The sequence below is a fragment of the Bordetella petrii genome, assembly GCF_000067205.1.
Taxonomy (GTDB): Bacteria; Pseudomonadota; Gammaproteobacteria; order Burkholderiales; family Burkholderiaceae_B; genus Bordetella_A; species Bordetella_A petrii.
Window position 1 is genome coordinate 1599158 of sequence record NC_010170.1, and the last position, 13199, is coordinate 1612356.

11 protein-coding genes are annotated in these 13199 nt (G+C 65.7%); 7 read left to right on the forward strand and 4 right to left on the reverse strand.

Features of this window, described 5'->3' with window-relative positions:
* Positions 1–33: 33 nt before the first annotated feature.
* Both recN and BPET_RS07860 read right to left on the reverse strand, forming a co-directional pair.
* Positions 34–1695, reverse strand: a complete 1662-nt coding sequence (gene recN, locus BPET_RS07855) for a DNA repair protein RecN (protein WP_012248473.1) — start codon at positions 1693–1695, stop codon at positions 34–36.
* 9 nt (positions 1696–1704) lie between these two features.
* Positions 1705–2604, reverse strand: a complete 900-nt coding sequence (locus BPET_RS07860; RefSeq protein WP_041862795.1) for an NAD kinase — start codon at positions 2602–2604, stop codon at positions 1705–1707.
* Positions 2605–2719: 115 nt separating this feature from the next.
* Here BPET_RS07860 and hrcA point away from each other — a divergent pair, with 115 nt between their 5' ends.
* From hrcA to dnaJ, 7 genes are all read left to right on the forward strand, one after another.
* A complete protein-coding gene (hrcA, locus tag BPET_RS07865) occupies positions 2720–3727 on the forward strand; it encodes a heat-inducible transcriptional repressor HrcA (protein WP_012248475.1) in 1008 nt (335 codons plus the stop codon).
* Between the two features lie 54 nt (positions 3728–3781).
* On the forward strand, positions 3782–4879 hold the full coding sequence (gene hemH / locus BPET_RS07870; protein ID WP_012248476.1) for a ferrochelatase: 1098 nt from the start codon (positions 3782–3784) through the stop codon (positions 4877–4879).
* A 78-nt stretch (positions 4880–4957) separates the two neighbouring features.
* Positions 4958–5203 (forward strand): hypothetical protein, encoded by a 246-nt coding sequence (locus BPET_RS07875; RefSeq protein ID WP_012248477.1) that lies wholly within the window; start codon positions 4958–4960, stop codon positions 5201–5203.
* A gap of 88 nt (positions 5204–5291) precedes the next feature.
* Positions 5292–5849: a nucleotide exchange factor GrpE gene (gene grpE, locus BPET_RS07880; RefSeq protein ID WP_012248478.1), complete on the forward strand. Its 558-nt coding sequence runs from the start codon at positions 5292–5294 to the stop codon at positions 5847–5849.
* 5 nt (positions 5850–5854) lie between these two features.
* Positions 5855–6253, forward strand: a complete 399-nt coding sequence (locus tag BPET_RS07885) for a thioredoxin family protein (protein ID WP_012248479.1) — start codon at positions 5855–5857, stop codon at positions 6251–6253.
* Positions 6254–6309: 56 nt separating this feature from the next.
* Positions 6310–8232, forward strand: a complete 1923-nt coding sequence (dnaK, locus tag BPET_RS07890; RefSeq protein ID WP_012248480.1) for a molecular chaperone DnaK — start codon at positions 6310–6312, stop codon at positions 8230–8232.
* Between the two features lie 108 nt (positions 8233–8340).
* On the forward strand, positions 8341–9465 hold the full coding sequence (dnaJ, locus tag BPET_RS07895) for a molecular chaperone DnaJ (protein WP_012248481.1): 1125 nt from the start codon (positions 8341–8343) through the stop codon (positions 9463–9465).
* A gap of 98 nt (positions 9466–9563) precedes the next feature.
* On the opposite strand, the gene BPET_RS07900 is transcribed toward dnaJ, so the two are convergent.
* Both BPET_RS07900 and BPET_RS07905 read right to left on the reverse strand, forming a co-directional pair.
* A complete protein-coding gene (locus BPET_RS07900; RefSeq protein WP_012248482.1) occupies positions 9564–9899 on the reverse strand; it encodes a DUF4148 domain-containing protein in 336 nt (111 codons plus the stop codon).
* Between the two features lie 279 nt (positions 9900–10178).
* Entirely contained in the window at positions 10179–12974 is a 2796-nt protein-coding gene (locus BPET_RS07905) for a M16 family metallopeptidase (RefSeq protein ID WP_041862796.1), read from the reverse strand.
* Positions 12975–13199: the final 225 nt, after the last annotated feature.

A 13199-nucleotide genomic window follows, 5' to 3' on the forward strand; every position in this document is an offset into this window, starting at 1 on the left:
TCGCGTTGCGCAATGCCCGCAACGCAGCCTTAGCTAGCGCGAGGGCTCGGCCAGCCCGCCCAGCATTTCACGCGCGTGTTCGCGCGTGGTGGCGGTGATCTTGATGCCGCCCAGCATGCGCGCGATTTCCTCGACGCGCTCGCCCGCATCCAGTTCGGCAATGTGCGAACGCGTGGTGCCGGCCGTTTCCGTTTTGCTGACCCGATACTGCGCCGTACCGCAAGCCGCCACCTGCGGCAAGTGCGTTACGCACAGCACCTGGTGACGCTCGCCCAGTTCGCGCAGCAGCTTGCCTACCACTTCGGCCACCGCGCCGCCCACCCCGCTGTCGACCTCGTCGAAAATCAGCGTGGGCACGCGCGCCGCGCGGCTGGCAATGACCGACAGCGCCAGCGAAATACGCGACAGTTCGCCGCCCGAGGCCACCTTGCCCAGCGGCCGCGGCGCGGTGCCGGCATGGCCGGCCACCAGGAATTCGACCAGGTCGCTACCGTGGGCCGATGGCGCCGCTCGCGACACCATGGGCTCGAAACGCCCGCCCTGCATGGCCAGCGTCTGCATGGCCTGGGTGACCTGCTTGCCCAGGCTCTTGGCCACCCTGGCGCGCGCGGCCGACAACTTGCCGGCCGCTGTTTCGTACTGCGCGGCGGCGGCGTCGGCCCGGGCGCGCAGGGCGTCGATATCGGCCGCCGCCTGCAGGTCGGCCAGTTGCGCCTGCACAGACTCGCGCAGGGCCGGCAGGGCCTCGGGCTCGGTCTTGAATTTGCGCGCGGTCTCGAACACCGCGCTCATGCGCGTTTCGACTTCGGCCAGGCGCTGCGGGTCGAGATCGACCCGGCTGACATAGTTGTTCAGGTCGGAGACCGCTTCGGACACCGCGATGCGGGCCGATTCGAGCTCGTCGGCCACGCCCTGCAGCGCGGGGTCGTGGCGCAGCATTTGCTGCAGCCGGTGCTGCGCGGTGTTCAGGCGGCGGCCGGCGGAATCGTCTTCGCCGTCGAGCGCTTCGAGTATCTGCCCGGCGCCGTCGAGCAGGGCCTGGGCGTGGGCGAGGCGCGACTGTTCTGTTTGCAGCGTGTCCCATTCGTCGGGTTGCAAGGCCAGTTGGGCCAGTTCGTCGGCCTGCCATTGCAGACGTTCGCGCTCGGCCGCCAGGCCGGCTTCGTCTTTCTCGGCCAGTTCGAGCTGCCGCGCCAGCGCGCGCCAGTCTTTCCAGGCCTGCGCGACGGCCTGGCGCAATTCGCCGTGCCCGCCGTGCGCGTCGAGCAGGTCGCGCTGGGCATCGGTGCGCATCAGGCTCTGGTGAGCGTGCTGGCCGTGGATGTCGACCAGGCTGTCGCCCAGTTCGCGCAGTTGCGCCAGGGTGGCCGGCATGCCGTTGATGTAGCCGCGGCTGCGGCCCTGGGCGTCTACCACGCGGCGCAGCGCCAGCTCGTCGCCGCCGTCGAGGTCGCGCTCGGCCAGCCAGGCGCGCAGCGTGTCGGGCACGTCGAACAGGGCGGTGATGTCGGCGCGCGCGGCGCCTTCGCGCAGCACGCCGACGTCGGCGCGTTCGCCCAGCGCGAGCGCCAGGGCATCGATAAGTATGGATTTGCCGGCGCCCGTCTCGCCCGAAAACACGGTGAAGCCGGCGCCGAAATGGATTTCGGCCTGTTCGACGATGACGAAGTCGCGGATGTGCAGGGTGCGCAGCATGGCCGGCTGTTATTCCACGCTATCGGATGCCTGCGGCATCAGGTTCCAGTGCAGCTTGCGGCGCAGGGTCGAGAAGAAACTGTAGCCCTCGGGATGCACGAAGCGGATGGTGTGCGGCGCGCGCTGCACCGAGATGCGGTCGCCCGGCTGCAGGTCGGACCACGTCTGCATGTCGAAGTGCACGCTGGCGCCGACTTCGACGCGGCCGATGGCGGTAAGCGTCATATTGAGCACGCCGCCGCCCGGGATGACGATAGGGCGGTTCGACAGCGTCTGGGGAGCCACCGGCACGAGCACCATGGCGTCCAGGCCCGGGTGCAGGATGGGGCCGTTGGCCGACAGCGCGTACGCGGTGGACCCGGTCGGGGTGGCGATGATCAGGCCGTCGGCGCGCTGAGCGTACATGAAGGCGCCATCGAGCTCGACCCGCACCTCGATCATGCCGCCGCGGCCGGCGCGGTTCAGCACCACGTCGTTGAGCGCCGGCGCCGTGTACATGAGCTGGTCGCCGCGCCAGACACTGCCCACCAGCAGCATGCGGTCTTCGGCCTGGTAATTGCCCTCGATGACCCGCGCCAGCGCAATATGCGCCTCTTGCAGGGGCACGTCGGTGATGAAGCCCAGCCGCCCGTGGTTGATGCCGACCAGCGGCACGCCGTAGGGCGCCAGGGTGCGTGCCGCGCCCAGCACGGTGCCGTCGCCGCCCATGACCACGGCCAGCGACGCGGTGGCGCCGATTTCTTGCAGGGTGGCCACGGGGTATTCGTGCACGCCCGTATTGCTGGCGGTGTCGGCCTCGACCAGCACGCGGCGCCCGGCCTGCTCGAGCATGTGCGCCAGGGCGCGCAGCGGAGCGTCCAGGCCGGTATCCTGGTGTCTGCCGATGAGGGCGACGGTGGGAAAATGCATGGCGAAAGCAACCGAGTGATAAAGGGAACAGCGGATTGGGCGATTATATGGGGCCGCATGTTCCGCCGCTGGACAAAAATCGCCCATTTCCAAAAGTTTCCCTACAATAGCTTATATGGATGATCGTGCACGCGCCTTGCTGAAAGCGTTGATTGAACGCCACATCGCCGACGGACAACCGGTCGGTTCGCGCACGCTTTCCAAGGTATTCGACCTCTCGCCGGCCACCATTCGCAATGTCATGGCCGACCTCGAAGACCTCGGTCTGATCCACAGTCCGCACACCTCGGCCGGCCGCGTTCCCACGCCGCGCGGCTACCGCATGTTCGTCGACTCGCTGCTGGCGGTGCAGCCCTTCGAATTCCAGCCCCAGCAGTTCGGCGAGGCCGCGCTCACGGCCACCGAGCCGTCGCGGGCGGTCAGCGCGGCGGCGGCGCTGCTGTCGAACCTGACGCAGTTCGCCGGGGTGGTGCTTACGCCCAAGCGTGCCCAGGTGTTCCGCCAGATCGAATTCATCCGGCTGTCGGGCAAGCGGGTGCTGCTCATCATCGTCACCCCCGATGGCGACGTGCAGAACCGCATCCTGTCGGTGCAGCGCGACTACTCCGAAGCCGAGCTGATCGAGGCCGGCAATTTCTTCAATGTCCATTTCGCCGGCAAGTCGTTCGACGCCGTGCGCCGCACGCTGACCACCGAACTGGCGCAGTTGCGCGAAGATATCTCGCGCCTGATGCAGGCCGCGGTGGAAGCCGGCGCCGAGGCTGCCGAAGATGGCGACGACATGATCATCTCGGGCGAGCGCAAGCTGCTCGATGTCACCGACATCGCGTCCGACATGGACCGCCTGCGCAAGATGTTCTCGCTGTTCGAGCAGAAAACCGACCTGCTGCAGTTGCTGGACATCTCCAGCCGCGCGCAGGGCGTGCAAATTTATATAGGCGGCGATTCGCAGCTGCTGCCCATGGAAGAAGTCTCGGTCATTACCGCGCCCTACGGAGCCGACGGCCGGGTCATCGGCACCCTGGGCGTCATCGGGCCCACCCGCATGGCCTACGAGCGCGTCATTCCCATTGTCGACATCACTGCGCGGCTGCTTTCCAACGCGTTCAGCCACAACCAATAAATCTGTAGCGGGCCAACCTTCTTTTCGCGGAGAGGGCGCCCAGAGGGGTGTTTTGTGTTTCTTCGCCTGTTCAAGTATTTGTGGCCCGAGCGCTACCTGCCCGAACCCCGCCAGGCGGACCCCTTCGACGACAACCCGCCTTCCCGCGCGCCCGGGCCCGTCGGCGTGCTGCTGGTCAACCTGGGCACGCCCGAAAGCACCGCGCCGCGCGACATCCGCCGCTATCTGGCGGATTTCCTGTCCGACCGCCGCGTCATCGAGATTCCCCGCTATCTATGGTGGCCCATCCTGCATGGCATGGTGCTGGCGCGGCGGCCGCGCCGCCTGCAGCCGCGTTACGCCGGCATCTGGATGGAAGAAGGCTCGCCGCTGCTGGTATACAGCCGCAGGCAGGCCGAAGGTGTGCAGCGGGCGCTGAGCCAACGCGGCCATGCGGTGCAGGTCGAGCTGGCCATGCGCTACGGCGAGCCGTCCATTGCCCAGGCCATCGAGCGGCTGCGCCAGCGGGGCTGCCAACACATACTGACCCTGCCGCTGTATCCCCAGTACGCGGCCAGCACCACCGCCACCGTGGTCGATGCGGTTGCCGCGCACGCCGCGCGCCTGCGCGACCAGCCCGAGTTGCGCTTCGTCAAGCGTTTTCACGACGACCCCGGCTACCTGGATGCCCTGGCCGCCCATATTTCCGGCTACTGGCAGGCCCATGGCCGGCCGCAGAAGCTGGTAATGAGCTTTCATGGCCTGCCACGCTATTCCATCGAGCTGGGTGATCCCTACTACCGCGACTGCCTCGAAACGGCGCGCCTGCTGCGCGAGCGCCTGGGACTCGCGCCCGAAGAGGTCGAAGTCACCTTCCAGAGCCGCTTCGGCGCCGCGCGCTGGCTCGAACCCTATACCGAACCCACTCTGAAGGTTCTGGCGGCCCAAGGTGTTACCGAGGTGGACGTGGTGTGTCCGGGTTTCCTGGCCGACTGCCTGGAAACGCTGGAAGAAATCAGCCAGGAATGCCGCGACGCCTTCCTGGGCGCGGGCGGGAGCCGGTTTCGCTATATTCCGGCCCTGAACGACGACCCCGCCTGGATCGACAGTCTGGCCAACCTGGCCGACAAACACTTACAAGGCTGGCCCACACGCGCCGCGCCAGGGCCGTAAACTGGGCGTCAGGGCATCCGCCGCGGCGGATGCCGGCGGCCTCCGCCGCCACTGACCGACCTTTGCAGGAGCCAGCGCATGAACACACCCGTGAAATCCGGCGTCGGCACGTCCTCCGCGCCCGGGCATGCCGATCTGAAAGAAGATCCCATCGAACGCGAGCTCGATGAAGCCCTGGAAGACACCTTTCCGGCCAGCGATCCCATTGCCATCACGCCCGAAGAGGCGCCGCAGCGCGATTCCGATGCCGCCATCGACGAGGCCCTGGAAGACACCTTCCCGGCCAGCGACCCGCCGGCTCCGGTGCGACCCGGCAAAACCTGACGCTGCCAGACCGCCGTCCGCCTCTTGAAATCACCCGATCGGCCCCCATTATCGGGGCCGACGCTATTGTTTTTTGGAGGAAATCCCCATGACGGCATCCCAAGAGCCTGTCGATCAAGCCCCCGAGTCCAACGAGCCGGCTCCCGCCGTGCCCGCCACCGTTGAGGCGCTGCAGGCCGAACTTGCCGCCGTGCGCGCTGAGCTCGAGGCTGCCCAGGCCACTGTCGCCGGACAGCAGGAGCAGGTGCTGCGCGCCCGGGCCGATGCCGAAAATGTGCGCCGCCGCGCCCAGGAAGACGTTTCCAAGGCCCGCAAGTTCGGTATCGAGTCGTTCGCCGAAAGCCTGGTGCCCGTGAAAGACAGCCTGGAGGCCGCCCTGGCGCAGCCCGACCAGACTCTCGAAGCCCTGCGCGAGGGCGTCGAAGTCACCCTGAAGCAGCTTACCGGCGCGTTCGAGCGCAACCTGCTGAAAGAAATCGCCCCGGCCCAGGGAGACAAATTCGACCCCCACCTGCACCAGGCCATCTCGTCGGTGCCGTCCGATCAGCCCGCCAACACCGTGGCGCAGCTGCTGCAGAAGGGCTACGCCATCGCCGACCGCACCCTGCGGCCGGCCCTGGTCATTGTGTCGGCCGGCCAGGCTTGAGCGTCATGTCCGGCTCCACCTCGTTCGACCCCAGCCAGGTCTTCGACGTATTCGCCATGTGCCCGGTCGGCTCAGCCGATTTCGACCAGGCCGTGGTCGAGGCGCCGGGCGACGACCTGCGCTGTGTGTTCTTGTGGGGCCAGAATTGTTACAATTGTAATTTGTTCAAGCAGGCCGCCTTGCTCCACCGCCAGGCGCTGCTTGACCTGGGGCTGACTTGGTTCCAGGCCGACGTGTACGCCGACGAGGCGCTGGGACGGCGCTTTTCGCTGCATGGCGTGCCCACCTTCGTGCTGTACCGCGGCGGCAGGCGCCTGGGCCGTATCACCGGCTGGCCGGGGCTGCCGCGTTTTACCGAGGCCATCGGCCGGCTCTTGAAAAACCCCTCCGGGGACCCCAGTTAGGCTAAGACCCCACTTTTATCCCTGTATTTCACGGATCTACATCAAGGTATTCCACCATGAGCAAAATCATCGGCATCGACTTGGGCACGACCAACAGCTGCGTGGCTGTCATGGACGGCGGCCAGGTCAAGATCATCGAAAACGCCGAAGGCGCCCGCACCACGCCGTCCATCGTCGCCTACATGGATGATGGCGAAACCCTGGTGGGCGCGCCGGCCAAGCGCCAGGCGGTCACCAACCCCAAGAACACCCTGTACGCGGTCAAGCGCCTGATCGGCCGCAAGTTCGACGAAAAAGCGGTGCAAAAAGACATCGACCTGATGCCCTACAGCATCGTCAAGGCCGACAACGGCGACGCCTGGGTGGAAGCGCGCGGCAAGAAAATCGCGCCTCCCCAAGTGTCGGCCGACGTGCTGCGCAAAATGAAGAAAACCGCCGAGGACTACCTGGGCGAAGAAGTCACCGAAGCCGTGATCACGGTGCCGGCGTACTTCAACGATAGCCAGCGCCAGGCTACCAAAGACGCCGGCCGCATCGCCGGCCTGGAAGTCAAGCGCATCATCAACGAGCCCACCGCGGCTGCGCTGGCGTTCGGCCTGGACAAGTCCGAAAAGGGCGACCGCAAGATCGCCGTCTATGACCTGGGCGGTGGCACTTTCGACGTGTCCATCATCGAAATCGCCGACGTCGATGGCGAAAAGCAGTTCGAAGTGCTGTCGACCAACGGCGACACGTTCCTGGGCGGCGAAGACTTCGACCAGCGCATCATTGACTACATCATTGGCGAATTCAAGAAAGAGCAGGGCGTCGACCTGTCCAAGGACGTCCTGGCCCTGCAGCGCCTGAAAGAAGCCGCCGAGAAAGCCAAGATCGAACTCTCGTCCAGCCAGCAGACCGAGATCAACCTGCCGTACATCACGGCCGACGCGTCCGGTCCCAAGCACCTGAACCTGAAGATCACGCGCGCCAAGCTGGAAGCGCTGGTCGAAGAGCTGATCGAGCGCACCATCGACCCCTGCCGCGTGGCCATCAAGGACGCCGGCGTGAAGGTTTCCGAAATCGACGACGTGATCCTGGTCGGCGGCATGACCCGCATGCCCAAGGTCCAGGAGAAGGTCAAGGAATTTTTCGGCAAGGACCCGCGCAAGGACGTCAACCCCGACGAAGCCGTGGCCGCGGGCGCCGCCATCCAGGGTTCGGTGCTGTCGGGCGATCGTAAAGACGTGCTGCTGCTCGACGTCACGCCGCTGTCGCTGGGTATCGAGACCCTGGGCGGCGTCATGACCAAGATGATCCAGAAGAACACCACGATTCCGACCCGTTTCTCGCAAACGTTTTCCACCGCCGACGACAACCAGCCGGCCGTGACCATCAAGGTGTTCCAGGGCGAGCGTGAAATTGCCGCGGGCAACAAGAGCCTGGGCGAATTCAACCTCGAGGGCATCCCGCCGGCGCCGCGCGGCCTGCCGCAGATCGAAGTCACGTTCGACATCGACGCCAACGGCATCCTGCACGTGTCGGCCAAGGACAAGGGCACCGGCAAGGAAAACAAGATCACCATCAAGGCCAACTCGGGCTTGTCGGAAGACGAGATCCAGCGCATGGTCAAGGATGCCGAGGCCAACGCCGAGGAAGATCACCGCATCGCCGAGCTAGCCCAGACCCGCAACCAGGCCGACGCGCTGGTGCACGCCACCCGCAAGTCGCTGACCGAGTATGGCGAGAAGCTCGAGGCCTCTGAAAAAGAAGCCATCGAAGGCGCCATCAAGGAACTGGAAGACGTGCTGAAAGACGGCGACAAGGCGGCTATCGACGCCAAGGTCGAGGCCCTGTCGACTGCTTCGCAGAAACTGGGCGAGAAGATGTACGCCGACATGCAGGCGGCCCAGGCTGCCCAGCAGCAGGCGGCCGATGAGGCCAAGCCGGTCGACGAGAATGTGGTCGACGCCGACTTCAAGGAAGTCAAGCGCGATCAATAATGGCCGTCCATGACGCCTGAATGCGCCCGGTAACCGGAGAATATCCGGCTACCGGGCGGATTCGTTCAGCAGCTACAAGATATTGGCTCCTCCCCGAGTCCATCCACTATGGCAAAACGCGATTACTACGAAGTCCTTGGCGTGGCAAAGAACGCGACGGACGACGAACTGAAAAAGGCCTATCGAAAGCTGGCCATGAAGCACCATCCGGACCGCAATCCGGATAACAAAGACGCCGAAGAAAAGTTCAAGGAAATCAAGGAAGCCTATGAGGTCCTGGGCGACGAGCAGAAGCGCGCCGCCTACGACCGCTATGGCCACGCGGGGGTCGATCCCAATGCGGCCGGCATGGGGGGCGCGGGCATGGGCGGCGGCTTTGCCGACGCCTTTGGCGATATCTTCGGCGAAATCTTCGGCGGTGCGGGCGGCCGGCGCGGCGGCGCGCAGGTGTACCGCGGCGCCGACCTGAAATACGCGTTGGAAATTACGCTGGAGCAGGCAGCGCACGGCTTTGACACCGAAATCCGTGTGCCCAGCTGGGAGCACTGCGACACCTGCCACGGCAGTGGCGCCAAGCCCGGCACCTCGCCCAAGACCTGCCGCACCTGCGGCGGCTCGGGGGCGGTGCGCATGCAGCAGGGCTTCTTCAGCGTGCAGCAGACGTGCCCCACTTGCCACGGCACCGGCAAGGAAATCACCGATCCCTGCCCGTCCTGCGACGGCGTGGGCCGCATCCGCCGCAACAAGACCCTGCAGGTGAAGATTCCCGCGGGCATCGATGACGGCATGCGCATCCGCTCCAGCGGCAACGGCGAACCGGGCATCAACGGCGGCCCATCGGGCGACCTGTATGTCGAAATCCACATCAAGCCGCACAAGATCTTCCAGCGCGACGGCGACGACCTGCACTGCGAGCTGACCATTCCGTTCACCACGGCGGCGCTGGGCGGCGAACTGCAAGTGCCTACGCTGGGCGGCAAGGCCGAGATCTCCATTCCCGAAGGCACGCAGTCCGGCAAGACTTTCCGCCTGCGCGGCAAGGGTATCCGCGGGGTGCGCGCCAGCTACCCGGGCGACCTGTACTGCCACGTGGCGGTCGAAACCCCCGTGCGGCTCAGCGACGAGCAAAAGGCCATCCTGCGCCAGTTCGAGACCTCGCTGAACGACGGCGGCGACCGCCATTCGCCGCAAAGCAAGTCCTGGACCGACCGCGTCAAAGAGTTCTTCAGCTAGCCTGCAGCCATCTCTTGCTTAAAGCAAAACCCCCTGCCACGAACGTGGCAGGGGTTTTCTTTGCGGCTGGCCGGCCCGCCGGGCCGGCGTGCCCGCCATCAGTTGGCAACCGGGGGGTAGTCCAGCTCGCCGAAGGTGTATTGGCCGTTTGCCTTGGCTTGGGCCAGTTCGGCGCGGACCTGTTCGCGGGTCTTGCCGGCGGCGGTGGCGACCTGCGCGGCAGGGTAGTCTTGCTCGCCAAAGGTGACCAGGCCGGCGGCCTTGGCTTGGGCCAGTTCGGCCTGTACCTGGGCACGGGTCGGCGCGTTGGCGTCGACGTTGCCGTACACGCCCTGGAAGGGCACGTTGTTGGGTTCGATGTTGGGCGAGGCGGCATACGCGCCGGCGCTCAGCAGGCCCATCGAAACGAGTAGAGCGGTAGCTAGGATTTTCATGATAAGACCTCCATTTGTCTGTTGATCTGGGACTGAATCCGGCGGCCTTCCGTCGTGGTTCGTTGTGTTTCCCGATGACTGAATTCTGCGCGCATCGAACATCGGGATAAACCCTGATTTTTTGAAAATATCTTTCCATTTTCCGGGGTAATGGGAAGATTCGAGGTCAATATTGCGGAAAGATGGGCAGCTCATCGGCCAGATGCGGCAATGTGCATCGGCGATGCCCAAAAAAAACCGGCCCAGAAGGGCCGGTTCGGAAAAGTGGGCGCGTAGCGTCTAGGGCGAGGCTTTTTCCGGGGCCGCCTGGCCCGGCGCGGCCGCCTTGCCCGCCGCGGCAAAGTCCCCGGCCACCGCCGTGCTGAAGGCCTCGGGCCGCAAGTACTTGCGCACGACGGCATTGACGATGTCGGGCGTCAGGGCGGCGATCTGGCGGTCCATCTCGGCTGACCATTCGAACGTGCGGCCACGCTTCAGGTAGTTGATCCAGGTAGACGCCAGCACGCTGTCCTGGGCGCGGGCCAGCTTGCGGTAGTTGAGCAGGGCGGCGATGCCGTCTTTGATTTCCGTTTCGGTGTAGCCGTCTTTCAGCACCCTGGCGAGTTCTTCGCCTATGGCTTTTTCAAGCCGTTCGCGGTTCTGTGGCGCGTAGATGGCGTACACGGTCCAGCTGGCCGTGGGCTCGAACGACGACACCGACAAATTGCTGCGCACGTTATACGACAGCCCCTCGGTTTCGCGTACCCGCTGCCACAGGCGCGAGGTCTCGGACGTGCCCAGCAGGAAATTGGCCAGGTAAAGGGCCGGGAAGTCGGCGTCGGTATCTTGCAGCTTCAGCGGCATGCGTGAGATGTAGAACGCATTGGCCTTGTCGGGGGTTTCGATATTGAAGCGCTTCGGCTCGATGGCCCGGTACGGGTCGGACGGGCGGCTATAGGCGGGCGCCTGCCGCCAGCCCTGCAGGCCGGTCGTCAGGGCCTGCTTGACCTTCTCGGCGTCGAAGTCGCCCACGGCCGAGAACTTGATGTGCCCGGCGCCGTAAAAGCGTTCGTGGAAAGTGACCAGCGCGTCGCGGTCGAGCTTGCCGGCCTCGGCCAACGCTTCGTCGAAGGTGGGCACGTAGCGCACGTCGTCGGCCGGCCACGGGTTGTCTTGGCGGGCAAGCGCGCGCGAGGCCAGGGCGGTGGGCTCGGTCATGCTGCTGCGGATGGACGTGATAGCCTGGCGCTGGTATTCCTCGACCTGGTCTTGGGGGAAATTGGCGTTGCGCACTACGTCCAGCACCAGGGCGACCAGTTCGGGCAGGTGCTCGCCCGCCGCCGACATGGCTACCGTGAGGTTGGTGCCCGAACCGCTGAACTCGACCTGGGCCTGCAGGGCATCGAAGCGGTCCTGGATCTCTTGCCGCGACAGCTTGGCGGTGCCGCGCTCGAGCAGGTCGGCCACCGCGGCGGCATTGACACGCTGGCCACGCAGGCTGTCGGCGTCGCCGAACTGCACCAGCAGTTCGGCCTGCACGCGGCCGCCGCGGGTCGCCTTGGGCAGCAGAGCCAGTTGCACGGCGCCATTGGGCAAGTCCAGCTGGCTGCGCTGGGTGAGCTTGTCGATGTTGGCGGGTGTCGGATCGAAGGCGTCGGCCTGCTTGAAATCGGGGTCGCCCCGGTAGTCTTTAAGCAGCGAGGCCAGGTCGGGGCGCTGCGCGAGCGGTGCGCGCTGCGGTTTTTCGGTGGGGATATAACGGCCTTCGGTGCGGTTGCTGGGCACCAGGTAGGCCGTGGCCACGCGCTGCACGTCTTCGAGCTTGGCATCGCGGACCCGGTCGCGCTGCAGGAAGAACAGGCGCCAGTCGCCGCCGGCAATGGCTTCTGACAGGGCCACGCCGATTTTCTCAGGGTCGGAATAGACCTGCTGCCAGGCGGTCAGCCACTTGCTGCGGGCGCGGTCGAGTTCCGCGGCGGTGAACGGTTGGGCGGCCAGCGATTCCAGGGTGGTAGTCAGGGCTTGCAGCGCCTTGTCCTGGTCCATGCCGGGTTGCAGCTGCGCGCCGAACATGGCCACGCCGGGGTCGAATTGATCCATGGTGAAGCCGAACACGTCAGCGGCCAGCTTGGTCGGCACCAGGGCGTGGTACAGGCGGCCCGAAGGCGTGTCGGCCAGGATGGTGGCGGCCAGATCGAACGGCACGTAGTCGGGGCTGCCGGCCGCCGGAATGTGATACATGGCGGCCACCAGCGGCGTGCCGCCCGCGCGGCGCAGGGTGATGGCGCGCTCGCCGTCCTGCACCGGCTCGACGGTGTATTCGGGCGGCAGCTTGCGCTGCGGGCGGGGCAGCTTGCCCAGCGTGGCCTGGATGGCTTCGAGGGTGGTTTGCGGGTCGAACTTGCCGGCCACGATCAGCACCGCGTTGTCGGGCTGGTAGTACTCGTGATAGAAGGCGCGCAATTGCGCGACATCGACGTTTTCGACGTCGGAGCGCGCCCCAATGGTGCTTTTACCGTAGTTGTGCCACTGGTAGGCCGCGGCCTGCATTTTCTGCATCAGCACCCGGAAAGGGTTGTTTTCACCGCTTTCCATTTCGTTGCGCACCACGGTCATCTCGGAATCGAGGTCCTCCTTGGCGATCAGCGAATTGACCATCGCGTCGGCCTGCCAGCTCAGGTACCACTTCAGCGTGTCGGGGTTGGCGGCGAAGCTGGCGAAATAATTGGTGCGGTCGGCCGAGGTCGAGCCGTTGGCTTGCAGGCCGCGCCGCGAAAATTCGCCCAGCGCGTTGCGGGTGGTGGGGGTGCTCTTGAACAGCATGTGTTCCAGCAGGTGCGCCATGCCGGTCTGGCCGTAGTTTTCCTGGCGCGAACCCACCAGGTAGGTCATGTTGACCGTGGTGGTGGGCTTGGAGGCGTCGGGCGCCAGCAGCACGCGTAGCCCGTTCGACAGCCGGTATTCGGTGATGCCCTCGACCGAGGCGACCTCGGAAACGCCGGCGGGGGCCGGCGCGGCGCCGGCCTGGAAGGCCAGGAAAGAGGTAATCAGCAGGGCGTTCAGGCGGGCCGACAGCCCCGAAAGCGAAAAGCGCATGGCGGATATCCGTATGACGGCGAATGTCGTTGGAGTGTATACGCCCCGGATGGTTCCTATTTGAAGTCGCGCCCGGCGCGGGTGTAACCTGTCGGAAACAGCTGTTCCACACAGACGGGATGCGCGAAGGCCTGCAGCGGGCTTCCCGTCTTGCGCCCACCCGGTCCGCCGCGGCCGGGGCGCGTCGTTCGCGCGTTCGCCGCCGGCATTCTGCCGGCCGACCTG

Excerpts from the sequence above, each read along its gene's own strand:
- grpE (WP_012248478.1), top strand. The coding sequence starts at position 5,292 with ATGACGGCATCCCAAGAGCCTGTCGATCAAGCCCCCGAGTCCAACGAG.
- dnaK (WP_012248480.1), top strand. The coding sequence starts at position 6,310 with ATGAGCAAAATCATCGGCATCGACTTGGGCACGACCAACAGCTGCGTG.
- BPET_RS07875 (WP_012248477.1), top strand. The coding sequence starts at position 4,958 with ATGAACACACCCGTGAAATCCGGCGTCGGCACGTCCTCCGCGCCCGGG.
- hrcA (WP_012248475.1), top strand. The coding sequence starts at position 2,720 with ATGGATGATCGTGCACGCGCCTTGCTGAAAGCGTTGATTGAACGCCAC.
- dnaJ (WP_012248481.1), top strand. The coding sequence starts at position 8,341 with ATGGCAAAACGCGATTACTACGAAGTCCTTGGCGTGGCAAAGAACGCG.
- recN (WP_012248473.1), bottom strand. The coding sequence starts at position 1,695 with ATGCTGCGCACCCTGCACATCCGCGACTTCGTCATCGTCGAACAGGCC.
- BPET_RS07885 (WP_012248479.1), top strand. The coding sequence starts at position 5,855 with ATGTCCGGCTCCACCTCGTTCGACCCCAGCCAGGTCTTCGACGTATTC.
- BPET_RS07860 (WP_041862795.1), bottom strand. The coding sequence starts at position 2,604 with ATGCATTTTCCCACCGTCGCCCTCATCGGCAGACACCAGGATACCGGC.
- BPET_RS07905 (WP_041862796.1), bottom strand. The coding sequence starts at position 12,974 with ATGCGCTTTTCGCTTTCGGGGCTGTCGGCCCGCCTGAACGCCCTGCTG.
- BPET_RS07900 (WP_012248482.1), bottom strand. The coding sequence starts at position 9,899 with ATGAAAATCCTAGCTACCGCTCTACTCGTTTCGATGGGCCTGCTGAGC.